Raw genomic sequence first — 24,039 nt, forward strand, 5'->3', positions numbered from 1 at the left:
TTGAAAATAGTAACTTATGAATAAGTTATATTCATTACTAAAGTTTAAATAAACGATAGTACAAACAAACATCTTTTAGAAGATGAGTATTTACACGTTAAAAACCACAAATACATAATACTTAATATTGGTGTGGTTTATTATCAAGAAATATAAATGACAAGCCAACAATTTGATGTGATAATTATCGGTGGCGGATTAGCCGGATTAACTACCGCCATTCATCTGGCGCAAAATAATTTCAAGGTGCTTCTCATTGAAAAAAATAGTTTTCCCAAACACAAGGTCTGTGGCGAATATGTATCAAATGAAGTTTTGCCCTATTTAGAATATTTAGGGTTCAACCCTTTTGAATTTGGGGCAAAACGCATCACAAATTTTGAACTTACTACACACAATAACAAAACCATCAACGCTGAATTACCGCTTGGTGGATTCGGAATGAGCCGCTACGAAATGGATTTTCAGCTATATAAATTGGCATTAAAGCAAGGGGTTTCAGTAGTAAAGGATACTGTGGTCGATGTGGTATTTGAAAATGATTTTTTTCACATTCAAACAAAATCAAGTCAAAGCTTTGCTTCCAAAATTACAATTGGTGCTTTTGGAAAACGATCTAATTTAGATACTAAGCTTCAGCGTTCGTTTATCACCAAAAAATCACCATACTTGGGGGTAAAAGTTCATGTGTTAGGTGATTTTCCTGAAAATAAGGTGGCACTTCACAATTTCAAAGGTGGTTATTGTGGTGTATCCAAAGTTGAGAACGACCGTATTAATTTATGTTATATCACGGACTATAAAGCATTTAAACGCTATAAGGACATTGATGACTTTCAAAATGATGTTATCTTTAAAAACCTTGCTATAAAGGAGATGTTTCAGAATTCAAATGCTGAATTCGATAAGCCATTGACAATCAGTCAAATTTCCTTTGCGACCAAAAACCCAATTGAAAATCATATGATAATGTGTGGTGATTCAGCAGGAATGATTCATCCCCTATGTGGAAACGGTATGGCTATGGCCATAAGAAGTGCACAATTGGCATCAGTTCTTATTATTGGCTATCTTCAAAATAAAATACATACACGAGGAGAATTAGAGCGAAAGTATACTAAAGTTTGGAGCAAAACTTTCAGCTTGAGATTAAAAGTCGGTCATGGCATTGCCTATCTATTCAGACAAGATTGGTTGGCACCAAAATTACTGGTAGTTTTAAGGAGCGTACCTTTTTTGATGCCGTTAATTATTAGAATGACACACGGAAAGCCCATGAAAGTTTAATGAACTTATTTGTAGAAACCAAATACAGAAGCAATGCCACAGAGCTTATGGATGATTTTTCCATGAAGGGTGAATTACTACGAGATACGCTGGATAAGCTGGGTAAAATAAATAAATGGCTTGGTGGAAATCATGTGACCTTGGAGGGCCTGCGCCAATTGCTCAAAAATCAACCCAAAGATAAGACTTATACTATTGTAGATTTAGGTTGTGGACATGGCGATATATTAAGATTGATTGCAGATTATGGTAGAAAACATAAGTATTCGTTTAACCTAATTGGTATTGATGCGAACCAAGACGCTATTGACTTTGCCGTGGAATTATCTGAAGATTATGATGAACTGTCATTTAAAAAGCTGGATGTTTTTTCCGAGGAATTTCAAACCTTAAATTATGATATAGTGCTTTCAACCTTGTTTTTACATCATTTAAATCAAGATGAAATTAACACACTATTAAAAATGATAGGCTCAAAGGCGAAGCTAGGTGTTGTTATAAACGATTTGCATCGCAATAGAATGGCTTATGCATTATTTAAATTATTGGGCCTGGCGATTTTTAACCATATGATTGTACAAGATGGATTAACCTCTATTTTAAGGGCATTTAAGCGCGAAGAATTGGAAAACATTTCAAAGCAACTGAACCTTAGATCACAAATTTGTTGGAAATGGGCATTCCGCTACCAATGGCTAATTAAACCCTAAATGGCAGTAAGAATAATATCGGTTGCAAAGCAACTTCCAAAATATACTAGAAAAACCAAAGATATTTTACCTTATGTAGAACTTTGGCTAGAAGGGCAAGAAGAACGTTTTAAGCGTAAGGTCCTCAAGATTTTCGAGAACGCAGCGGTTGATAAGCGTTATTCCATAATGGATGCTGATGAGGTGTTTTTAAAAACTTCATTTGAAGAAAAAAATGACATTTACACCCGAGAATCCATAAAACTGGCAGAAAAAAGCTTGCTGAAAGCTTTAGATAAAGCCAATTTGGCGCCAAAAGACTTGGACTATATTATCACCGTGAGTTGCACAGGTATAATAATCCCCTCTTTAGATGCTTATTTAATCAATCGTTTAAAGTTGAAACAGGATATTGTTCGTTTGCCAGTAACTGAAATGGGGTGTGCAGCTGGAATTTCAGGGATTTTATATGCAAAGAATTTTTTAAAAGCCAATCCTAACAAGCGGGCAGTTGTAATAGCAGTTGAGTCACCAACGGCAACCTTTCAACACGATGATTATTCAATGACCAATATTGTAAGTGCCGCTATATTTGGCGACGGTTGCGCTAGTGTTATTTTATCGTCTCGCGAAGATGAGGTTGGTCCAGAAATCAAGGACGAATCCATGTATCACTTCTATGATGCAGAACATATGATGGGATTTAAATTAAGGAATACGGGTTTGCAGATGGTTTTGGACCAAACAGTTCCACAGATTATTGAAGATCACTTTCCAAATATTATTCATCCTTTTTTAGAGAATAATGGCTTAATAATTGAAGATATTCATCATTTAGTGTTCCATCCTGGAGGCAAAAAAATTGTCAAAACGGTTGAAGATCTATTCGGTGCTTTAGGCAAGAATATAGACGACACAAAAGAAGTTTTAAGACTATATGGCAATATGAGCAGTGCCACAGTGCTATATGTTTTAGAACGATTTATGGATAGAAAATTACCTAAAGGAGACAAAGGAATTATGCTAAGTTTTGGGCCAGGTTTTTCTGCTCAGAGAATACTATTAGAATGGTAACATGAAAGAATTCAAAGATAAAAATTATTGGGCTTTGGTACTTGGTGGCAGCAGTGGTCTAGGTTTGGCGACAGCAAAAAAATTGGCTAAACATGGAATGAATATTTGTATTGTACATCGCAATTCTAGAATACAAGAAGAAGCTATTTTAAAGGAATTTAAAATTGTAGCGCAAGAAGGAATACAATTCAAGGCGTTTAATAGTGACGCTTTTAAACATCAGAAAAGAGAGGCCATTATACAGGAATTGAAATCAATGTTAGGTGATGATCAAAAAATACGAACGATGGTTCATAGCGTCGCAAAGGGCAACCTAAAGCCAATGGTCTCAGATGAAAAAACTGAACTGAATCATGATGATTTCACATTGACCATACAGGCCATGGGAATTAGTTTATATGACTGGACCAAATCAATTTTTGAGGCAAAATTGTTTGCAGAGGATGCCCGGATAGTAAGTTTTACAAGCGAAGGTAATTCTAAAGCTTGGCGGAGCTATGCGGCCATTTCAGCAGCCAAGGTAACCCTGGAAGCGATTACCAGAAATATTGCACACGAGTTTGCACCATATGGAATCAAGGCCAACTGTATTCAATCAGGTGTAACGGACACGGCGTCGTTACGAATGATTCCTGGTAGTGAACAGATTATTAAATATACATTAAAACGGAACCCAAATAAACGCTTAACCACCCCAGAGGACGTGGCTAACGTTGTCTATTTACTAACAAAGGACGAAGCCGCATGGATAACAGGAACAGTAATTCCGGTTGATGGAGGAGAACATTTGATTTAAATGAAAGCATCGGAAATCATAGCGTTATTACCATATCAAGGTCCATTTTTATTTGTGGATGACATTGTTGCCGTTTCTGAAAAAAATATAACGGGGCACTATACGTTTAGAGATGATGAGTTTTTCTATCAAGGGCATTTTAAAAATAAACCTGTTACCCCAGGTGTTATACTTACTGAATGCATGGCGCAGATTGGTTTGGTTTGTTTAGGCATTTACCTAATGAAAGCTGAATTAAAGAAGGTTCAAAAACCACAAATAGCCTTAACCTCGTATCAAATGGATTTTTATTTGCCGGTTTTTCCTGGCCAAAAAGTCAATGTGCATTCAGAGAAAGAAGTGTTTCGATTCAATAAATTAAAATGTAAAGTAAAAATGCTCACCGAAGACGGAGAGCTAGTAGCAAGAGGAGTAATTTCAGGAATGTTGAAAGTATGAGTCATCGCGTTGTCATAACAGGACTAGGAGTCATAGCACCAAACGGTGTCGGTATTTCCCAATTCACGGAAGCGCTAAAAAATGGAACCTCGGGAATCACATTTCATCAACAATTAAAAGACCTTAACTTTTCTTGCCAAATAGGTGGTGTTCCAAACATTACCGATGAATTACAATCAAAATATTTTACAGATTTACAATTAAGGGGATTTAATAGCTCTGGAATATTATATGGTTTTATTGCAGGTATAGATGCTTGGAAAGATGCAGGATTTCAGGTGAACCCAAATAGCAAACTAGATTATGATACGGGACTCATTTTTGGAACGGGAACATCAGGTGTCGAAAAATTCAGGGAAGCAATTTACAAGCTCGATGATGGGAATGTAAGGCGTTTGGGCAGCACGGTTGTTTTACAGACCATGGCAAGTGGTATTAGTGCTTATTTAAATGGTATGCTTGGGTTGGGCAATCAGGTCACCACAAATTCCTCGGCATGTACAACGGGCACTGAATCCGTTTTAATGGGATATGATCGGATTAAGAGCGGAAAGGCCAAACGTATGCTAGTGGGTAGTTGTAGCGATTACGGACCATATGTTTGGGGAGGCTTTGATGCCATGCATGTTATGACATACAGATACAATGATAATCCAGAAAAAGGTTCGCGACCAATGAGTGCCTCAGCATCAGGTTTCGTTCCTGGAAGTGGCGCAGGAGCTTTGGTTTTGGAATCTTTGGAATCTGCATTGGAACGCGGTGCAAACATTTATGCTGAGGTTTTGGGAGGTGATGTTAATTCTGGAGGCCAACGCCAAGGAGGTACGTTAACTGCGCCAAATCCGGAGGCCGTACAACGGTGTATAAGAAATGCCTTAAAGAATGCAGATGTAAGCTCAAGTAAAATAGATGCCATCAATGGACATCTTACGGCTACTTCCAAGGACGCTATAGAAATTGAAAATTGGACCAAGGCATTAGGAAGAAAACATCAGGATTTCCCCCTTATCAATTCTACCAAATCATTGGTTGGTCATTGTTTGGCCGCTGCGGGATCTATAGAATGTGTTGCCAGTATCGTTCAACTGAAAGAGCAATTTATAGCACCAAATATAAATTGCGAGGATCTGCACGATAACATAAAAGAATTAATAGATGTTTCCAGAGTACCAACGCAATCAATAGTTTGTAATCTTCAAGTTATTGCTAAAGCCAGTTTTGGTTTTGGTGATGTGAATGCTTGTGTTTTATTTAAGCGGTTTATACCGTAACTTACTTTTCAAAAAACATGAATAAGGAACAATTAATTGCCAAATTAAAACCTATAATTGAACCCTATGTTCAAGATGAGGAAGCTTTCAAAAACTTATCCGAAGACACGGATTTTGTGAACGACCTCAAGATAAACTCAGCAAATCTTGTGGATGTCATTTTAGATATTGAGGACGAATTTGATATTCGATTGGAGAATGAGGATATGGAGCAAATGCTAAACGTAAAATCCGCCATAAGCATTGTTACTTCAAAACTTAACTACTAATGGTCGGTAATGACATTGTTGATCTTAATGAAGCGCAGCATGCTTCAAATTGGCAACGGGAGAGATTCTTAAACAAAATATTTACGGAATTGGAACAGAGGTATATCAAGGATGCCATAAACCCATTTCGCATGGTATGGCGATTATGGAGCATAAAAGAAGCCTCTTACAAACTATACACTCAAATATATCCAAGCCGTTTTTATAATCCCATGGGATTTGAATGTACTATTGAGAATAATTCCGAAACCGCAAGATTCGGAGATTTCCAATGTTTTGTGGAAACAATGGAGACCTCAAACTATATAATCTCTGAAGCAAGATTGAATAAACAAAAGTTGAGCTCTGAAATCGTAAAATTTAAAACTACTTGTCAAAAGGAGCAGAGTGAAGAACTAAAAACAAGACTACTAAATTATGTTGGTAGCGCTTACCAGCTAAAAAAGAACGAAATAGAAATTCCTACATTGAGTAATGGAAAAGAACAGTTCAATGTAAGCTTGACCCATCACGGAAGTTATGGTGCCTTTGTAATAGATTAATTGTTGAATTGATTCGGTTTAATATTTTATGGTTAATTTTAAAAATCTACAAAGACAGATTCCTGAAAACGGTCTGTAATTCGGTTAGTAATAAAAAAAACAAGGAGAATGGTAATAAACATAAATTAATAGAAAAGTAGATATTATGTATTTATTTTTTGATCCAGAATAACTGGATTACCTAGAAGCTGGAAAGTGCCTATTACAGACCTCAATAATTGGCCTAGGATGGTCCAGATTGCGTAGATTTTATGCGATAAGGATTGAAAAGAATTGAATTTGACGATTTTATTATCAAGCCGGTAAACTTTGAAATACCAATAAATGCAGCAAGAGTGCATGGGATTTCGACTGAAAAAAATTAATTCGACATTCCTCATTTTTAATTTTTTTTCCTTTATTCCACCAAATAACCATAATCATTTAAAATTTTGTGGGCTTCTGATGAAAAAAGAAAATCATAAAACAGCTGGGCATCCTTAATATCCTTGCCTTCTTTTTTTAGCAAAACCACACCCTGATCAATTGACCGGTAAGTGCTGGGATCGATCTCCAGCCATTTGCCTTTACCTTTCATTTCCGGCGATAAAACCACAGACATAGCCGTAAAGCCAATTTTTGCTGCTTTAGAAGTGATGAACTGGTTGGTTTGCGCAATGCTTTCTCCATATACCAATTTCTCCTTTACCTGATCAATAAGTTGATAGTGGTTCAATACGTCCATTGCAGCAATTCCATAGGGTGCTGTTTTGGGGTTGGCCAGGGCAATATGGTCAATTTCAGGAAAAGACAGGATGTCCAAAGAGACTTCGATCTCCTCATCCATGGTCCAAAGAACCAATTTCCCTTTTGCATAAATTCTGGGTGAATGGGCTGCCAGACCACTTTGAAAAATGGCCTCGGGATATTTCATATTTGCTCCCACAAAAACATCGTATGGGGCGCCCTCTTTGATTTGGGCTGTCAATTTCCCTGAAGAGCTAATAATTAGTTCACAATCTATTTGATGGTATTCTTTAAATGCCTCTGTCAAAGCCTTCATGGCAAATTGCATATTGGCTGCTGTGGCAATAGTGATTTTTTCGGTGGGTTTTTGCTGGCACGACAAACAAATTGGGAGAAGTAAAATAAATGTGAAAAAGGTTGATTTCATTTGGCGCTATAAATTATTTCTTAGATGTAAAATCCATTTTATGCTTTATCCCCAGCCAAAATATATGGCTGTTTTGATATTCTCGTGGGGCATTGCTTGCTGAGAATTGGTGGGTATAGGTCAGGGAGAAATCCAGGGTTTTGTTTAATTGAAATGCCGGACCTATTAGAATACGGTTTTGGTTAAAAACATTATACACAACATCCTTTCCTGCATTAATTAAGATTTCATCTCCAACATTGAAGGAAAGACTTTTTCCGTCATGCTCTGTGGATTCCCAAAGCGGAATACTGGCCATGATTCTATAACGGAATCGGAAATTGAAACTGTTAGACTTAGAGTTGTCTTGTGAGGTATTCCTGAAAAAACGTTCCTCGACCCTGTACCTGTGGGATAAGCTAATAGGAGCGAGTTTGTTATTTATAACCAGCTCCTGATAGGGACGCAATTCAGACCTGGTCCTACTGCCATTGTTATAAAAGCCAAGGTGGGCAAAGCCCACCAAAAAACTAAGTATGGAAGATGGGTTAAACCCAATACCTGTCCTGATGAGGTATTGTGAAAATTCATCAAAGTTGTTCCTCGTCCTTAAACCTCCATCCGTTAACAATGCCCATTTTTCATCCAACTTTATTTGGTTATAATACTGAAACCATTGTTGGTTCCCTGTGCTGACTTCTTTTCTCTGGGCAAGACTTTCTTTTATACTTGAAAAAAACACCAGTGTAAATAGGAAAATAAGTAATGGTTTCATGGTGTGAGGTTAATATTTCCGCTATGATTTTTAATGAATCAGGGAGGGAATAAATCAAAAGTTAAGCATTTCTCGAAATCAATTTCAAGATTATTGAGGATGCGAATGAGGATGCGAAACACTTTTTTTATCTTCGGAAACATCCGTGCCGCCACTATCTTTGCCCCTGTCCTTTTTTCTACCAAAGGCTTTTCAGCTTTTTCATTAATGGCATTTACCAAACACCAAACCTGCCTATTAGCCATGTCCATGGATTGGTCCAGTTTATTGATGGAACCAAGTTCATTTATTTTTTCAATAGTTCTATATGACCAAATCCCAGAAAGAGTCCTTTCTCAGTTTCTATTCAAAAACTGTTTGCAATAGTGCATTTCATTTGGATCCGTTATTTAATTACAAACTTAATGAAATGCAGTTATAAATACATAGTAAAAAATAAAGTAAGGTTTTTTGTTTAAGTTGTTGAGTGTGAGTTTGAAAAGGATGGTTCTCCAGTATAAATAGTTTATTTGTCGAATGGAAAGGGTACAGAAAGATATTGTCTACTTCTCTCAAGGTTCCCTTGAAAGAGTGCAAAAAAACATTGGAAAACATAGACTCTCATTTTGATACTTCCCAGCCTTCCCGATATTTCCGTCCAACAAATTGATTGGCGGCTTCCAGATTGGTGATTTTCATATTATCTCCATCCCAAAGCATTTTTTTTCTGCCATAATATTCAAATTGCCCATTGGCATTTTCCCGCCTTAACATATAACTTCTGATGGCCAAATTTCCCATCAGGACTGTTTCGGTCATGGGGCCTGCATAATCAAATGAAGAAGTTAGGGCCAGGTGTTCTTGGCTGTTAAATCCCGCTTTGCAGGCATCCACCCATTTACGCTGGTGGCCATATTCAGGTTCTTCACCATCTTCGGTTTGGGGGCCAAATTCGGTGGTTCCATCCTTGAGATAAAGTTTGGGCATTAGGGGAGAGCTATCATTGATATTGGTGGAGATGATGCCTTTTTCCCCATGGATCAGTACCCCATTGCTGCTTTGATGTCCACCGATGTCATGCTCGGGTGGGATGATTTCGGGATGGCTGGGCTTGATGCCGCCATCGCTCCAGGTCATCTCAATAGGAGACTTGCTTTTTTCTGTCGCATCAAAATGAAGGGTGATAAAAGAAGAGGGAGGACAGCTTTCCGGGTGGTAGTCAGGGGTCCACATTTTGGTGAAAACGGTGCCCACGCTGCATTCTGCATCTTTGGGATATTTCAGTCCCAAAGTCCGGAATGGAATATCAATCAGGTGGCAGCCTACATCTCCTAATGCTCCTGTTCCATATTCCCACCAACCTCTCCAGTTGAAGGGATGCAAGTTGGGTGTGTAAGGCCTGTATGATGCTGGCCCCAGCCAAAGGTTCCAGTATAAGTCATTTGGTTTTTTGTTTGGGTCAGGTTCAGGCATTGCGTAGCCTTGAGGCCAAACAGGCCGGTTAGTCCAGACCTGGACTTTTGAAATTTCCCCCAGTTTATCCGAGTCAATCCAATTTTGCACCAAACTGAGTAAGGGGTTGGAAGCTCCCTGATTGCCCATTTGGCTTACTATTTTGTTTTTTCGGGCCATTTCAGTTAAAATTCTTGCTTCCCGGATATTGTGAGTAAGTGGCTTTTGGACATAGACGTGTTTGCCCCTTTCCATAGCAAAAGCAGCAGCCGGCCCATGGACATGGTCTGGGGTGGAAATGGTAACCGCGTCGATGTCCTTTTCCTTTTCTAACATTTCCCGGTAATCGTGGTAAAGCTTGGCTTTAGGAAAATCCTTTATAGCTTGGGAGGCGGAACCCGAAAAATCCACATCACAAAGGGCGACCACCCTTTCACGGCCATTGACAGCAGCATTTCTGATGTCACTTAAACCTTTGCCTCCTGCTCCAATGGCTGCAATATTCAATTGGTCACTGGGAGCAGTAAATCCCACTCCGCCTAAAACATGCCTGGGGACAAATAAAATAGAGGAGGCAATGGCTCCTTTTTTTAAGAAATCCCTACGGGAATTGCCTGGCTGGCCTTTTTGTCCATTGTTCATAAGAAAAGATTTTTTTGGGTTTTTAATAAATAGGCCTTGACTTTCTAATTAAAATCTAAATCCCTTTCAATTAAGTTAATTGCTTGATTAAATTTTTGCTTAATCGATTTAATAATTTACTAAAGGAAAAATAAAAAACAAATAAACTTTTACAGCCAGAAGGCAGGGATACCTTTCGAGGTTTTAAAGGGAAAACTGAAATCAAAATCGCCAAAATAGAAATTTGTCCCTATAATATTAACCCTCTAAGAATTACCTTTAATTGAATTACTGATAACGATTTAAAGTGGTTGATTGACCTTTTTTATTAAGTAGGAGTTTACCAATAATAGTCCTCTTAGGAAATTGAAAAGTTATTTTGGCCGGAATTTAAGAATTGAAGGCCTCTTTTAATTTTTTAATTTCCAGTTTCTTCATTTGCATCATGGCCTGCATGGCTTTTTCAGCTTTTTCTTTGTCAGGATCATTTAGCAATTCAGGTAAAACCGTGGGTACTACTTGCCAGGAAACCCCAAACTTGTCTTTTAGCCATCCGCATTGTTCTGAGTCCGGAAATGCAGAAAGCTTATTCCAATAAAAATCTATTTCTTTTTGAGTTTGGCAGTTCACTATAAAAGAAACGGCTTCATTAAAGGAGAATTGATGGGAAAGCGCACTTTCCATGGCAATAAATTCCTGATTAGCGAGGTGGAAGTCGGCATATTTGATTTTTCCTTCTTGGTCGGGAGCTTCCTCTTTTTCGTATCGGTAGATATGACCAATATTTGAATCTTCAAATATTCCAGTATAAAATTCCATTGCTTCTTCGGCCTTTCCATATTGATCCCCTACAAATAAAAGGTTGGGAATGATTTTTTGGGTAGCTTTTTCTTCCCCAACTTCCATAATTTGCCATGAAAGCCCGAATTGATCTTGTAACCATCCATATCTCTTGCTAAAGGGGTACTGACCTAAGGGCATAAGAATAGACCCATTTTCTTTCAGCTTTTGCCAAAGCTCATCCACTTCAGCGGTGGAGGAACAATTCACAAAAAAGGATATTGAGGGATTGAACTTAAATTGGGGGCCTGCATTTAAGGCCAGGAAATTATGGCCTTCCAATGTGAATTCCTGGGTTAAAAAATTTCCCTTTTGTTTTTCAGAAGCTTCATAGGAGGCATTGTCATAATAGGCCGCCTTTCCTTTTTTTGAATTTTTTAATGCTGAAATATAGAAATTTACGGCTTCAGCAGCATTTTCATCAAACCATAAACAAGGAGTTATTTTTTGCATCGTGTTTGATATTAAAAGTCCACGAAATTTTAAGGTTGATTCAAGTATTATTTCAAGGATTTCCGTTGATGGCCCATAAACAGGAACATCAGGGAAAACAATTAAGATGGCCATTTATCTCGAATTTTAACTTGGTTCCTTTTAACTGTTTGTTGATTAGTTGTTTGTGAAATTAATAAAATTTAAAGGGAATTCATTTCCTTAGCTAAAGAAGTTGGGGCTTTAGGTTAAATACAAATACCATTTTTTGGATTTTGTTGATTATAGGGGGCAGGAAAAAGTTTGGTAAAAAAAATAGTAGGAAGTTTATCATTTATTTAAATAAGTGGTTTTTGTGGTTTGTGGTAAATGTAATGCAAAGGTTGTAAAAGTAAGGGTGTATTTAATAAATGTTAAAATTAAATCGATATCATTAATTAATATGTAATAAATGTGAAATTATGTTAAAATAATTTGAAAGCAATCTTGGTTGTATTACCTTTGATAGTGTAAAGCAAAGCAAAAGCGCTAAAAGGCTTTAAATACTGTAGGGTGATGAAATTGGTAAACATGCCCCTCTGTCTCAGGGGTGGGGAACCAGGGATAAAGCAAATATTGAGCTCGTATTTTGCCTAACTACCCTTTGAAGGTTCGAATCCTTCTCCTACAGCAGGTTATTTTGGGTTTATTGTTAATTGACTAAAGCTATGAAATTTTATTTCATAGCTTTTTGCTTTTTAAGAGGATTTTAACCGAATATTTCCCTATTAACTTTATTTTTCTTTTTTTCTACCATTTTCCCAAAAATAACTTGCCGTCCAAGTTACTAAATAACCTACCCCTGCAACCAACATTACCCATCGAAAACCCCATTCAATGGCCACCAAAGTAGCCAGAGCAGTACTGATTACAGAAAAGCAGCTGTTGATGCCCCAAGCCCAAGGGATAAGACTGGGGTTGGTTTTGCCAAGAAAGGAAAGGCCTGAGGGAAATGGAAATCCCATAAATATGGCCAAAGGAGCTATCAGAAAAGCTGCAAAAATTATTTTTAATGCAGGGTTCAGAGAAATGGTAATTAACAGCACCTGTGAAAGCCAAAAAGTGTAAGCCAAAATCAATAGCAAAATTATAGCAATACTAACCAATAATATTTTTCGACTAAAATTCCATTTTTCGGCCAAATAACTGCCAATTCCGGAAAATATTAAAATAGCCGAAATGGAAGTGGAAGCTGCATAAATAGGGTCTCCGAAATACAAAGTGAGTCTTTGTATCAAAACCATTTCCAAAAACATATAGCCCAATCCAATTCCACTGAAATAAAAAAATGACCAAAGTCTTTGGCCTTTTCTTGTTTTCAATTGGAACAAGGGGAGAATGATCAATAAAAGGGAAAGAATGCAGATTTGAGCTAAAGTGACAATTACCAAAAGGAAGCCTATTTCAAAAAAAGGTATAGACCTTCCCCCAAAAAGATCAGCCAAATGCCCCAGGCTTTTCCATTGAAGAAATTGGGAGAAATAAGGGGAGTTGTCCGTGGGAGGCTTGATGTCGAATGAGTAATCCTTAAGTAGTTGATTTTTGTTATCAGATAGTAGTTGGTCCACATGATGAAGAATAGTACTATCCTGGAGTTGGTTGAACCGAGTTCTTTCTTCTTCCCTTATGCCTGGTAATACAAGAGGGTCAAATAATTTTTGATCACAAAAATCCCTGATTTTTTGAATTGTTTTTTGATCCAGAGGTTTTTTAGTCACCGCAAAGGTGACTGTTCCCCAGCTCCTTATGGCTGCAATATGGGAGCTCAGCTTGCTAATACCGTTGTCCTCCAGCATCTGACTAATAAGGGCCAGGGATTTTAATGCATTTCTGGGTGGGTAATCCAACCAACAACTAATGCTAATTACCCCGTTATCACTAAGGTGTTCATACATTTCCTGAAAACCCTCCAAAGTCAGCAAGAACTGCTCCTGGGTAGCATGCAGTCCACTTGTTCCTCCAAATGCTCCAATCATTGGGATTTGTATTAATTGATATTGCAGATTGGTGCTGGTGATATAGTTACGGGCATTGACATTTTTTAACTGGATGTGGGAAGTTGCCAAGGGTAATTGTTCCTCCAACTTATCTATGATAAGGTGGTTGGGCTCCACCAAATGAATTTCACTAGCTCCATTTTGTATGGCCTGGGGGACCTGAAACCCCGTTCTGGCATTGAGGATCAAGATCTTTTTTCTTTCCCCCATCACGTAGGGGAGGGCCATTGTGGTGTGCTGCAACACGGAGGCAAATTCCTCATTTCCAAAATCCACATAGGGGCCATACCAATCACCGTTGATGAAAATTGCCTTTCCAATTTTAGGGGCAAATGGTGCTTTAAGGCTCAAGCCAGGGCCAAATCTTAATGCAGGAGAAGAAACCACCTGGACCAGGCCTTGAGGGCTATATTTAGTTTCTTCTACCTTGGTTTCAGGCAAACTTAAAGTCTTTTGAAGGCTTTTGTATTCAGATAGGTGTAAGGTTGGAGGATAAAAAAAGAAAATGATTGTGCCTGCCAAAGAAAGGCTGCCTATAAACAGGGGCCATTTTTTTTGCTTTTTTACTGTAAGAAATCCTGCGATTACCGGAAAAATAGCTATCAATGCCGGGATTTTTTCTGGTGCAAAATATGGCATCAATAAAAGAACACTTAACCCTCCCAGCCCAGAACCAAGTAGGTTGGCAAAATATATCTTGCCAATGTGTTTGACTTCAATTGTAAAAATGATGCCGATGGCCAGGGCACCAAATAAAAAAGGAAAGAAAAAAAGCAGGTAGGTGCCAATTAGCCTTCCAAAATGGCTTTGTTGGGCAAACAGGAGATAGGAGTCAAAGCGAAAAAAAGATAATTGGGACAATGCTGGGACTATTGCCATGAAAAGCCCGCAAAGCAGCATCAAAATGGGTGTATATTTTTCTTTTTTTTGAAGAAGTTTTTTCCGGAACAAAGCCAAAATGGTTCCTGCTGCTCCAAAGCCCAACAGGGCAACTGAAATAATCATAAAGGCAAAATGGTACCATTGGGTAATGGAAAGCAGTTGCATTAATACTAACTGAAAGGCTATAATGGCTGCAGAAAGTAAACCCAGAGAAAAAAGAAGCATAAAACCAACCTTGTCTTCTTTCATTTCATCGGCCCATTTTTTGTTCCTAAATAACTATTGGTTCTAACAAGGATTTTTTGAGTTAATACCAGGGACCCTGTTAATTCCTTTATTATTCTACCGGCTTGTCAGTTATCGAAATTAATCTATTATTCCCTAAATTGGGGGAAAGGGTATGATAGCGCTTTGTACCAGGTAAAATACAAATATTATTTGAGTAGCTAAGAAACTGAGGTTTGGGATGTGAAACATGGGCAAGTGCTTGTCCAGTAACCTAATATCTCAAAAAACATTAATCTTCTCTTGTGAAAGGCACAAACCTGACCGGGAATAGGGTTTTGGTAATAGGCTTGCCTCCTTTTTTTTCTACCAAAGTCAACATCTGTGTCATAAAAGGGGAGCCAACCGGTATAATCATTTTTCCTCCATTTTTGAGTTGTTTGATTAATGGTGGGGGGATAAATTCTGCTGCGGCTGTCACCACAATGGCATCAAATGGGGCATGTTCTTCCCAGCCAAAATAACCATCAGCCACCTTGGTTTTTACATTATCATAGCCTGTGGATTTTAGCCGGGAGGCAGCGGCATTCCCCAATTCTTCGACTATTTCTATGGTATAAACCTCTTTCACCAATTTACCCAGGACAGCTGCTTGATACCCTGAACCGGTTCCAATCTCCAAAACTTTGAAGTCGGGTTGCGGGTCAATGATTTCTGTCATATAGGCCACGATATAGGGTTGGGAAATGGTTTGCCCGTAACCAATGGGTAGTGGGCTGTCTTTATAGGCATGTTTTTGGGATTGCGGGGGAACAAATAAATGCCGCTTGACACTTCGCATGGCATTGAGGACAGAAGTGGATTCAATGCCCCGCCTTTCCAGTTGATTTTTGACCATTTCATGCCTTTCTTCCTTGAAAGGATCTTCCTGGGAAAAGAGAATGAAAACCAGTATAAATAACCAATGGAAGTCCATGATATTTTGGTATGTGTTGTTTGTACAAAACCAAGATTAGTGGGGTAAATGTTCCTGATTTGGGGTTTAGTTTATTGAAAATAAGGTGGTTTTGTTCATGATGGAATGGAGGGAGAGGTTAGAGTTGGAAGGGTGGTTTATTTGATAAATGAAATGAAAATGGTATATTTTATGGGATGGCATTTTTACTTTAGGACCCAAAAAAATCTGAAATCAATCATGAAAAAAACAGCGCAACGGAGGTCCAGGATATTGGAGATTTTGGAAGAGAAGGGTCAGGTCAATGTTTTTGAACTCAGTCGCTCTATGGGGGTTAGTGAGGTCACAATCAGGAATGATCTTTCTAATTTGGAAAGGAATAAAATGCTAATACGGGCTCATGGCGGGGCATTTAAGCCAAGGAGCTTGAATCTGCCAGTTTCTGATAAGAGAAAAATCAACCTGGAAAAAAAGCGTCAAATCGGGAAAAAAGCCATTAGTCAAATTGCTGAGAAAGATTCCATAATCCTGGATTCAGGTTCTACCACTTATGAGATTTCAAAAAATCTGGGAGGTTTTAATGCACTTAAGGTGATTAGTAATTCCCTGGATATTATTCATCAATTGGCAGGTTTTGAGCAATTGGAGGTGTTGGTTCCCGGAGGATTTTTAAGGGATTTTTCCATGTCTTTGGTGGGGCCAATGGCCATAAGAAATTTTAAACAACTGGATTGTCAAAAATTATTTCTGGGTGTGGATGGGGTGAAAGCTGATGTAGGTTTTTTTACCCAACAAATTGAAGAAGCTTATTTAAACCAGATCATGATAGAAGTGGCCCAAGAAGTGATCGTAGTTGCTGACTCTTCAAAGTTTAATAAATCCAGTTTGGCATTTATAGCAGGCTTTGATAAAATCAATAAAGTAATCACAGATGCTGAAATAGAACATCATCAATCAAAAATGCTTGAGAGAAATGATGTGGAGTTGATTGTTGCGGATTAATTAGTGGTATTAAACCAAAAAAAAATAGGTCCTTTAATTTTTACGAAACTTTTCTTTTCCCCTTTTGATTGTTTTTGTTGCTCAGGTTTTATTTGTATTGTGAATGGTGTTTTTCCTTAATTATTTTTTTAAAATCATAAAGTTTTATTCAGTTTATTGATAAAGGATAGGAATTTTGGAAGACTGGGATTGGGGTTTCTCTGGTTCCATAATGCAGTAATTTCAGCTTTTTGGGGATTTTATCCATTTCAACAAATTTCACCCTGGCATTGGAAAATTTCGCAAAAGAACTTGGGAGAAAAGTTATCCCCAACCCATGTGTTACCGAATTTAAGACCGTATGCCCATGCACAGTTTCGTGGGTGAAACCTTGATCCTCGCAAATGCTTAATTGTTGCCTGTAATACAGTTCCCCGTCAGACCGTGTGGGCAAGATAAATACTTCGTCAACCAATTGACGGATTTCCATTAATCAGTATTAGTTATTACGATCCAAAATAATACTATTTTTTATTATTAAATGAAATCCGGAAATTAGTAAAATAGAATGTATGTTATTTAAAGTCAGTTAGTTGTGTTAAGTATTGGTTCCGTGGCACCTTATCATGTTATAGAAAATAAGTCTCTTTCTGTGAGCGACTTGATGGAAATTATTCAATCTAGAAAGCCGGTTTTACTTTCTGAGGAAATCTCCAATAAAATAGTGCGTTGCCGGGAATATTTGGACAACAAAATCACCCGGGATGAATCTGCCCTTTATTATGGGGTCAATACTGGATTTGGATACTTACAACAGGTGGGTATCAATAAGGAGGAAATCCAAAAACTTCAGTTCAATCTTTTGCAGTCGCATGCCTGTGGCACTGGGGAAAAGGTTCCCCTGGAATTGGTTAAGTTGATGTTGCTTACAAAAATATATTCACTTTCCCAAGGTTATTCAGGTGTCCAGCTGGATACCCTCCATAGGCTAATTGATTTTTATAACAATGATATTCTGCCAGTGGTATATACGCAGGGCTCATTAGGTGCTTCCGGGGATTTAGCTCCCTTGTCCCATCTGAGTCTACCCGTGATCGGTTTGGGTGAAGTTTCTTTTCAAGGAAAAACCTATTCCACAGAGGTTGTATTAAAAAAGTTCGGCTGGAAACCCATTACACTGCAGTCTAAAGAGGGGCTATCCCTGATAAATGGTACCCAGTTTATGCTGGCTTATGGGATGCATTGTATTTACCATGCCCAACGGCTTTTTGATTGGGCGGATTTAATTGCAGCTATTTCCCTTGAGGCTTTTAATTGTAATGTTCAGCCTTTTCATCCATTAATTCATGAGATTCGCCCTCATGAAGGGCAATTGGCAACTGCTAAAACCATTAATAAGTACCTAAAGGGAAGCCAAATTACCCAGGCTAAAGGAAAACAGGTGCAGGACCCTTATTCTTTCCGTTGCATCCCTCAAGTCCATGGGGCTTCCAGAGATACTTTAGGGTTTGTTCAAAAAACCTTTGAAATAGAAATCAATTCGGTAACCGATAACCCAAATATTTTTCCCGAGGAAGATCAGATTTTGGCAGGAGGCAATTTTCATGGACAACCGTTGGCCTTGGGTTTTGATTTTTTGGCTATTGCCATGGCCGAAATGGGGAGTATTTCAGAAAGGAGGACTTATCAGTTATTGACCGGAAAGCGAGGGCTCCCTTTGTTTTTGGTTGATGATCCGGGCTTGCATTCTGGATTAATGATTCCCCAATACACTGCTGCCAGTGTGGTAAGTGAAAATAAACAGCTTTGTACTCCGGCATCAGTAGATTCCATTGTTTCCTCTAATGGTCAGGAAGACCATGTCAGCATGGGAGCCAATGGGGCTACCAAATGTCTTCGAGTACTCCAAAATTTGGAAAAAATTTTGGCTATAGAACTCTTGACATCGGCTCAGGCCCTGGAATTTAGAAAACCGGTAAAAAGCTCTGCTGTAGTGGAAAAGGTAGTGGATTTATTTAGGAAAGAGGTTGAATTTACAAAACAGGATAAAGTATTAGCTCCAGAGATTCAAAAATCCATTGATTTCCTTCAAAAGGTAGAATTGAGCAGTCTAATATCCTCCTAAAAATTATTGACCATGACTACTTTATCTTCAAAATCAAGGATGTCCAATTACAAAACCCCACTAGGAACTCAAAGGATTTGTAAGGGTTGGGAGCAGGAGGCTGCCCTTAGGATGTTACTAAATAATTTGGACCCGGAGGTGGCCGAAAACCCTGAAGAACTTATTGTGTATGGGGGGAGGGGCAAGGCTGCTAGAAATCTTGAGGCACTGGATAAAATAATTGCATCCTTAAAAGTTTTGGAAAATGATGAAAGTCTGCTGATTCAATCCGGCAAACCGGTGGGAATCATGCTTACCCATCCCAATGCCCCGAGGGTTTTGATTTCCAATTCCCAATTAGTGCCGCGTTGGGCGAATTGGGAGACATTTGATCAATTGGAGAAAAAAGGTTTGATGATGTATGGCCAGATGACCGCAGGCTCCTGGATTTATATAGGCACCCAAGGGATTATTCAGGGAACCTTTGAGACTTTTGCCGAACTGGCCAGGCAGCATTTTGGAGCTAAGCTTAAAGGGAAGTTGAATGTGACTGCTGGCCTTGGAGGAATGGGGGGTGCTCAGCCCTTGGCCATTACCATGAATGGTGGAGTTTGTCTGGTGGCTGAAATGGAGTCCTGGAGGATTGAAAAAAGACTGAAAACCAGGTATCTGGATGAAAGTTATGATGAAATAGACCAGGCCATTGATAGGGCTTTGGAGGCTAAAACATCAGGGAAAGCACTTTCTGTTGGGGTGCACTGCAATGCAGTGGATTTGTTGGAAAGACTGCAGGAAAGGAAGGTTTTGCCGGACACCTTGACCGACCAAACTTCGGCACATGACCCCTTGATGGGATATTTCCCCCAAGACCTTTCTGTGGAGGAAGCCTATCAAATGCGGAAGGAAAATCCTGAAAAATACATTGAACTTGCTTATGCCAGCATGGTGAAACATGTGCAGCTGATGTTGGATTTTCATCGAAATGGGGTGGTCACTTTTGATTATGGGAACAACCTAAGGGCAAGGGCTTATGAAAAAGGGCTGAAGGAAGCTTTTGATTTTCCGGGTTTTGTGCCCGCCTTTATCCGGCCTTTGTTTTGTGAAGGGAAAGGACCATTTCGTTGGGCTGCTTTATCCGGTGATCCGGAAGATATCAGTAAAACCGATGAATTGATTTTGGAGCTTTTTCCTGGAAATAAATCCCTGCACAGATGGATTCGGATGGCTCAGGAAAAAATAGCCTTTCAGGGATTACCTGCCAGAATTTGTTGGTTGGGGCAGGGAGAAAGGGAAAAAGCGGGATTGGCTTTTAATGAATTGGTTAGTACTGGAAAGGTGAAAGCTCCCATAGTTATTGGAAGAGATCATTTGGATGCAGGGTCTGTGGCTTCCCCTTACCGGGAAACGGAGGGGATGAAGGATGGATCCGATGCAGTAGCTGACTGGCCTATTTTAAATGCTTTGATGAATACTGCATCAGGAGCAAGTTGGGTGTCCCTGCACCATGGTGGTGGAGTTGGAATGGGGTATTCTATCCATGCCGGGATGGTCATAGTAGCAGATGGTTCAGAATTGGCAGCTGGAAAACTTCATAGGGTTTTGAAAAATGACCCCGGTATTGGTGTGATCAGGCATGCAGATGCTGGTTATGAAAAAGCTCGGATGACAGCCCGAAAGCATGGTCTTTCTTTGGATCAAAAAATTAGGGAATAATGCTGTTAGTAAATATCAAGGAATTGTGTGGGATCAGAGAGACTCCCGTTTTTTTGAAAGGGGAACAAATGGGAGAGTTGCCCACCATTTCTAATGCGTATTTGGAAATTGATAAGGATACTATTGCAGACTATGGCCCTATGAATCAACTTTCACCCAAAAAATGGAAGGAGAAGGAGGTTTTGGATTTAAGGGGGCAGTTTGTATTGCCTGCTTGGTGTGACTGCCATACCCATTTGGTTTATGTAGGAAGTAGAGAAGGGGAGTTTGTGGATAAAATCAAAGGGTTAAGTTACCGGGAAATAGCCGATAGGGGAGGTGGGATTCTAAATTCTGCAAGGCGGATTGAAGAGGCATCTGAGGAGGCAATTTTTGAGGAATCATGGATCCGTTTGGAGGAAGTACGGAAAATGGGTACAGGGGCTATAGAAATTAAGAGTGGCTATGGGCTGACTGTTGAAGGGGAGTTGAAAATGCTCAGGGTAATCAAAAAATTGAAGAAAAAATCAAAAATGCCCATGAGGGTTACTTTTCTTGGTGCCCATGCCTTTCCACAGGAATATCAATATGATCACCAGGGATATTTAGACCTAATTTGCCAGGGAATGATTCCAAAAATTGCCGAAGAAAAGCTGGCGCATTATGTAGACGCATTTTGTGAAGAAGGTTTTTTTAGCCCAGATGAAATTCAGCAAATTTTAGATGCTGCCCATTATTATGGGCTCAAGGGAAAGTTACATGCAAACCAGCTTTCCAATTCCGGAGGTGTCCAGTTGGGTGTTAAAAATAATTTATTGTCGGTTGATCATTTGGAGTGTATAGGGGAGAAGGAAATAAAAGCCTTGAGAAATAGCAAAGTTATTCCTGTTTTATTGCCTACAGCGGCATTTTTTCTTCAAATGGATTACCCCCCAGCTAGAACAATGATCGATAAGGGATTGGGGCTTGTTTTAGCCACGGACTATAATCCCGGTTCGTCCCCAAGTGGCAATATCCCGTTTTTGATTGCCTTATCCTGCATCCAGATGTTGATGACCCCGGAAGAGGCCATCAATGCTGTGACAAATAATGCTGCATTTGCGATGGAGTTGGAAGCTGAGGTGGGGAACATTGCCAAGGGTAAAAAAGCCAATTTGGTGATCACCAAACCTATGCCCTCTTTGGCTTTTCTTCCCTATGCATTTGGGAATAATATGGTTGACCAGGTCATGATTGGTGGAAAGTTATTATATTAAATAAAAGATTTGGCTATGGATTTTTTTAAAACATACTCTGAAGATGATTTGCCACATATCATCAGGCACAGGCCTAATGAAATTAAACTTGGTGAAAAGATGTCGGTAGGTTGGGGGGATACTCCCTATGTTCTGATCGGAATTCCGGAATCCCTTGGTGTAAAGGCCAATGGAGGGATTGGAGGAACCGAAAGTCTTTGGTCCAGCTTTTTATTTTCATTTTTAAACATCCAGAGTACAGAAAAGCTGACTGGGGATGAGGTTTCCCTGCTGGGATATTTTGATTTTGAATCCCTTACCCCTGACCATGAGGCACCTGTCGAAAAATACCAAAAGGCAGTAAAAAAAATTGATAAGGCCGTCCAAAAAGTAATCAGAAAAGTCCTAGCTCATGGGAAATTTCCCATAGTTATCGGTGGAGGCCATAACAATTGTTACCCCCTGATCAAGGGAATGGCAGAGTTTAGGGCTAAAGTGCAAAATGAAAAAGATCCAGCCATTAATGTGGTGAATTTTGATGCTCATGCAGATTTTCGGAAAATGGATGGCAGGCATAGCGGCAATGGTTTCCGGTATGCCTATGAAGAGGGATGTCTCCATCGATATGTTATGTTGGGGTTGAGTGAAAATTATAATGGGCAGGAAATGCTTAATGATCTGATTCATCATCCTGATATGGCGCCCATTTTCTGGGAAGATATTGAGTTAAGGAAAAAATTAACTTTTCAAGAAGCCCTGGAAAGGATTCAGGCTTTCCTAGCTGATAGGCCAACGGGTATTGAATTGGATTTGGATGCCATAGAAAATGTGTTATGCAGTGCCATGAGCCCTACAGGGTTTTCAATTTCCCAGGCTCGTCAATATGTTCATCATATGGCTTCCCATTTGGATACGGCTTACCTCCATATTTGTGAGGGGGCAGTGGAGCTGGAAAATGGCCTTATGGACCAAAACACTGCTCATATAGTGGCTTTTCTGGTCAGTGATTTTATTAAGGCAAGGAAAGTAGTATGAATTCGATTATGGTATTCCGCGTCCTTTGCAAGGAGGAAATGTTAATTACCTTTTAAAGAAAAAAATACAACCCTTTAATAATTAAGTTTTACAGTGTTTTATTTTTAATTGGATTATTTTTAAAGTTTATTGTTTGTTTTAATGGTTGGTTTGTATAGGATTTTACAATTTTATTTTAGTAGAAGGTTTTTTTTAAATTGGATATTTGTAATTTAATTAATCGATTTAGCATAAATAAATTTGTTTTGCTACATTAGCAGAAATTACCTGTTTGAACTAGCAGTTAAGGTCAAAAAACAATCCGAAATTTTAAATGGATAGGTTGATAAGAGGAGCTTGTGTTCAAAAAAAAATTATTAAAAAGCTTAAACGATTTAGTTTTAAAAATTAGATTGAAAATATTATTAAATAGATAATAAAAATGAAATTTAAATTCCTTTTGTTGCTTAGCTTAATGCCTTTGATGGTGTCTGCCCAAAAAGCTTATTTTGTTGATGGGTACCATGGAGGGGTATACGGCCATTACCCAAAATGGCAAACCCAGTTTATGGTGGACAAGATCACCGAGCATCAGGACTGGAGGATCAATTTGGAAATAGAGCCTGAAACCTGGGATTCAGTGAAGGTTTATGATCCAGAAGCTTATAAAGCTTTTCAAGAGGCCATGACCCAAGCGGGTTTTGCGGAAAGAATTGATATTGTTAATCCATCGTATGCCCAATCTTACCTTTTTAACATATCCGGAGAATCAATCATCCGACAGTTTGAACAGGAAATATGAATGATGAGTAAGCATTTTTCCAAATTCACTTATAGCACATACTCATCTGAAGAGCCTTGCTTTACCTGTGACCTGCCTCAAATTTTAAAATCTTTTGTATTCAAATATGCAGTCCTTAAAAATCCCAATACCTGTTGGGGAGGTTATACCCGTGGGTTTGGAGGAGAGTTGGTGAGCTGGAGGGGACCTGATGGGGCCTTTATTAAAACTGGTCCGGGGTATGAAAACGTTTTTGTTCTGGGTGTCAATGAATATTTCTGGGGTTATAAGGCCAGGTATTACACACCAATTTTACACCCTCACCTGACCAATGATAAACGGGAAATTGTTATGACCTACTCATTGAATTATACAGGATGTCAGGAAGATGCTTCCAATGCCTGTGACCCGGAAACAGGCTGGATGGATCCTTATTATTACCGTATCAAGGCAGTTAGGATTCCGGTTTCGATAATGGGGATTTAATTCCCCCATCCTCCCTCTGGCCACTTAAGAATTAAATAATACCACATAAAT

22 protein-coding genes are annotated in these 24,039 nt (G+C 38.9%); 15 read left to right on the plus strand and 7 right to left on the minus strand.

Going from position 1 to position 24,039, the window contains the following annotated elements; translation table 11 throughout:
* Nucleotides 1-156: 156 nt before the first annotated feature.
* From QWY93_RS10765 to QWY93_RS10800, 8 genes are read left to right on the plus strand one after another with little or no spacing between them, the layout of a single operon-like run.
* Nucleotides 157-1,287: an NAD(P)/FAD-dependent oxidoreductase gene (locus tag QWY93_RS10765; RefSeq protein WP_290248247.1), complete on the plus strand. Its 1,131-nt coding sequence runs from the start codon at nucleotides 157-159 to the stop codon at nucleotides 1,285-1,287.
* Nucleotides 1,287-1,997 carry a methyltransferase domain-containing protein gene (locus tag QWY93_RS10770; RefSeq protein ID WP_290248248.1) on the plus strand — a complete coding sequence of 237 codons (711 nt, stop codon included), beginning with the start codon at nucleotides 1,287-1,289 and terminating at the stop codon, nucleotides 1,995-1,997. The genes QWY93_RS10765 and QWY93_RS10770 overlap by 1 nt, the downstream gene beginning before the upstream one ends.
* Nucleotides 1,998-3,050 (plus strand): type III polyketide synthase, encoded by a 1,053-nt coding sequence (locus QWY93_RS10775; RefSeq protein WP_290248250.1) that lies wholly within the window; start codon nucleotides 1,998-2,000, stop codon nucleotides 3,048-3,050.
* A gap of 1 nt (nucleotide 3,051) precedes the next feature.
* A complete protein-coding gene (locus QWY93_RS10780; protein WP_290248251.1) occupies nucleotides 3,052-3,846 on the plus strand; it encodes an SDR family oxidoreductase in 795 nt (264 codons plus the stop codon).
* Nucleotides 3,847-4,284 (plus strand): 3-hydroxyacyl-ACP dehydratase FabZ family protein, encoded by a 438-nt coding sequence (locus QWY93_RS10785; RefSeq protein ID WP_290248252.1) that lies wholly within the window; start codon nucleotides 3,847-3,849, stop codon nucleotides 4,282-4,284.
* The gene (locus QWY93_RS10790; RefSeq protein WP_290248253.1) at nucleotides 4,281-5,555 is read left to right on the plus strand and encodes a beta-ketoacyl-[acyl-carrier-protein] synthase family protein; all 1,275 of its coding nucleotides are present in this window, start codon (nucleotides 4,281-4,283) and stop codon (nucleotides 5,553-5,555) included. Before QWY93_RS10785 ends, QWY93_RS10790 begins: the two co-directional genes overlap by 4 nt.
* Nucleotides 5,556-5,572: 17 nt before the next feature.
* A complete protein-coding gene (locus tag QWY93_RS10795) occupies nucleotides 5,573-5,824 on the plus strand; it encodes an acyl carrier protein (protein ID WP_290248254.1) in 252 nt (83 codons plus the stop codon).
* Nucleotides 5,824-6,366, plus strand: coding sequence for a 4'-phosphopantetheinyl transferase family protein (locus QWY93_RS10800; RefSeq protein ID WP_290248255.1), 543 nt, complete (start codon nucleotides 5,824-5,826; stop codon nucleotides 6,364-6,366). The genes QWY93_RS10795 and QWY93_RS10800 overlap by 1 nt, the downstream gene beginning before the upstream one ends.
* 397 nt (nucleotides 6,367-6,763) lie before the next feature.
* Here the strand turns inward: QWY93_RS10800 and modA are convergent, their stop codons facing one another.
* The 6 genes from modA to QWY93_RS10830 form a co-directional block, all read right to left on the minus strand.
* Complete coding sequence (modA, locus tag QWY93_RS10805; protein ID WP_290248256.1) at nucleotides 6,764-7,474, minus strand: molybdate ABC transporter substrate-binding protein; 711 nt, start codon at nucleotides 7,472-7,474, stop codon at nucleotides 6,764-6,766.
* Between the two features lie 58 nt (nucleotides 7,475-7,532).
* Entirely contained in the window at nucleotides 7,533-8,273 is a 741-nt protein-coding gene (locus QWY93_RS10810) for a DUF2490 domain-containing protein (RefSeq protein WP_290248257.1), read from the minus strand.
* A 600-nt stretch (nucleotides 8,274-8,873) separates the two neighbouring features.
* Nucleotides 8,874-10,346, minus strand: coding sequence for a Gfo/Idh/MocA family protein (locus tag QWY93_RS10815; protein WP_290248258.1), 1,473 nt, complete (start codon nucleotides 10,344-10,346; stop codon nucleotides 8,874-8,876).
* A 369-nt stretch (nucleotides 10,347-10,715) separates the two neighbouring features.
* On the minus strand, nucleotides 10,716-11,618 hold the full coding sequence (locus QWY93_RS10820) for a VOC family protein (RefSeq protein ID WP_290248259.1): 903 nt from the start codon (nucleotides 11,616-11,618) through the stop codon (nucleotides 10,716-10,718).
* A 752-nt stretch (nucleotides 11,619-12,370) separates the two neighbouring features.
* A complete protein-coding gene (locus QWY93_RS10825) occupies nucleotides 12,371-14,764 on the minus strand; it encodes a hypothetical protein (RefSeq protein ID WP_290248260.1) in 2,394 nt (797 codons plus the stop codon).
* Between the two features lie 268 nt (nucleotides 14,765-15,032).
* The gene (locus tag QWY93_RS10830; RefSeq protein ID WP_290248261.1) at nucleotides 15,033-15,716 is read right to left on the minus strand and encodes a protein-L-isoaspartate(D-aspartate) O-methyltransferase; all 684 of its coding nucleotides are present in this window, start codon (nucleotides 15,714-15,716) and stop codon (nucleotides 15,033-15,035) included.
* Nucleotides 15,717-15,935: 219 nt separating this feature from the next.
* Between QWY93_RS10830 and QWY93_RS10835 the strand changes: the two genes are divergently transcribed.
* Nucleotides 15,936-16,697 (plus strand): DeoR/GlpR family DNA-binding transcription regulator, encoded by a 762-nt coding sequence (locus tag QWY93_RS10835; RefSeq protein WP_290248262.1) that lies wholly within the window; start codon nucleotides 15,936-15,938, stop codon nucleotides 16,695-16,697.
* Between the two features lie 148 nt (nucleotides 16,698-16,845).
* Here the strand turns inward: QWY93_RS10835 and QWY93_RS10840 are convergent, their stop codons facing one another.
* The gene (locus QWY93_RS10840; protein WP_290248263.1) at nucleotides 16,846-17,166 is read right to left on the minus strand and encodes a LysR substrate-binding domain-containing protein; all 321 of its coding nucleotides are present in this window, start codon (nucleotides 17,164-17,166) and stop codon (nucleotides 16,846-16,848) included.
* Between the two features lie 105 nt (nucleotides 17,167-17,271).
* Between QWY93_RS10840 and hutH the strand changes: the two genes are divergently transcribed.
* The 6 genes from hutH to QWY93_RS10870 all read left to right on the plus strand — a co-directional run bounded on the left by hutH (nucleotide 17,272) and on the right by QWY93_RS10870 (nucleotide 23,988).
* Nucleotides 17,272-18,801 carry a histidine ammonia-lyase gene (gene hutH / locus QWY93_RS10845; RefSeq protein ID WP_290248264.1) on the plus strand — a complete coding sequence of 510 codons (1,530 nt, stop codon included), beginning with the start codon at nucleotides 17,272-17,274 and terminating at the stop codon, nucleotides 18,799-18,801.
* Nucleotides 18,802-18,813: 12 nt separating this feature from the next.
* Nucleotides 18,814-20,493 (plus strand): urocanate hydratase, encoded by a 1,680-nt coding sequence (gene hutU / locus QWY93_RS10850; protein WP_290248265.1) that lies wholly within the window; start codon nucleotides 18,814-18,816, stop codon nucleotides 20,491-20,493.
* Nucleotides 20,493-21,728, plus strand: a complete 1,236-nt coding sequence (hutI, locus tag QWY93_RS10855; RefSeq protein ID WP_290248266.1) for an imidazolonepropionase — start codon at nucleotides 20,493-20,495, stop codon at nucleotides 21,726-21,728. Before hutU ends, hutI begins: the two co-directional genes overlap by 1 nt.
* A 15-nt stretch (nucleotides 21,729-21,743) precedes the next feature.
* Nucleotides 21,744-22,742 carry a formimidoylglutamase gene (locus tag QWY93_RS10860; RefSeq protein WP_290248267.1) on the plus strand — a complete coding sequence of 333 codons (999 nt, stop codon included), beginning with the start codon at nucleotides 21,744-21,746 and terminating at the stop codon, nucleotides 22,740-22,742.
* A 421-nt stretch (nucleotides 22,743-23,163) separates the two neighbouring features.
* Complete coding sequence (locus QWY93_RS10865; RefSeq protein WP_290248268.1) at nucleotides 23,164-23,523, plus strand: hypothetical protein; 360 nt, start codon at nucleotides 23,164-23,166, stop codon at nucleotides 23,521-23,523.
* A complete protein-coding gene (locus QWY93_RS10870; protein WP_290248269.1) occupies nucleotides 23,524-23,988 on the plus strand; it encodes a hypothetical protein in 465 nt (154 codons plus the stop codon).
* Nucleotides 23,989-24,039 lie beyond the last annotated feature (51 nt).

Source organism: Echinicola jeungdonensis (assembly GCF_030409905.1).
Taxonomy (GTDB): domain Bacteria; phylum Bacteroidota; class Bacteroidia; order Cytophagales; family Cyclobacteriaceae; genus Echinicola; species Echinicola jeungdonensis.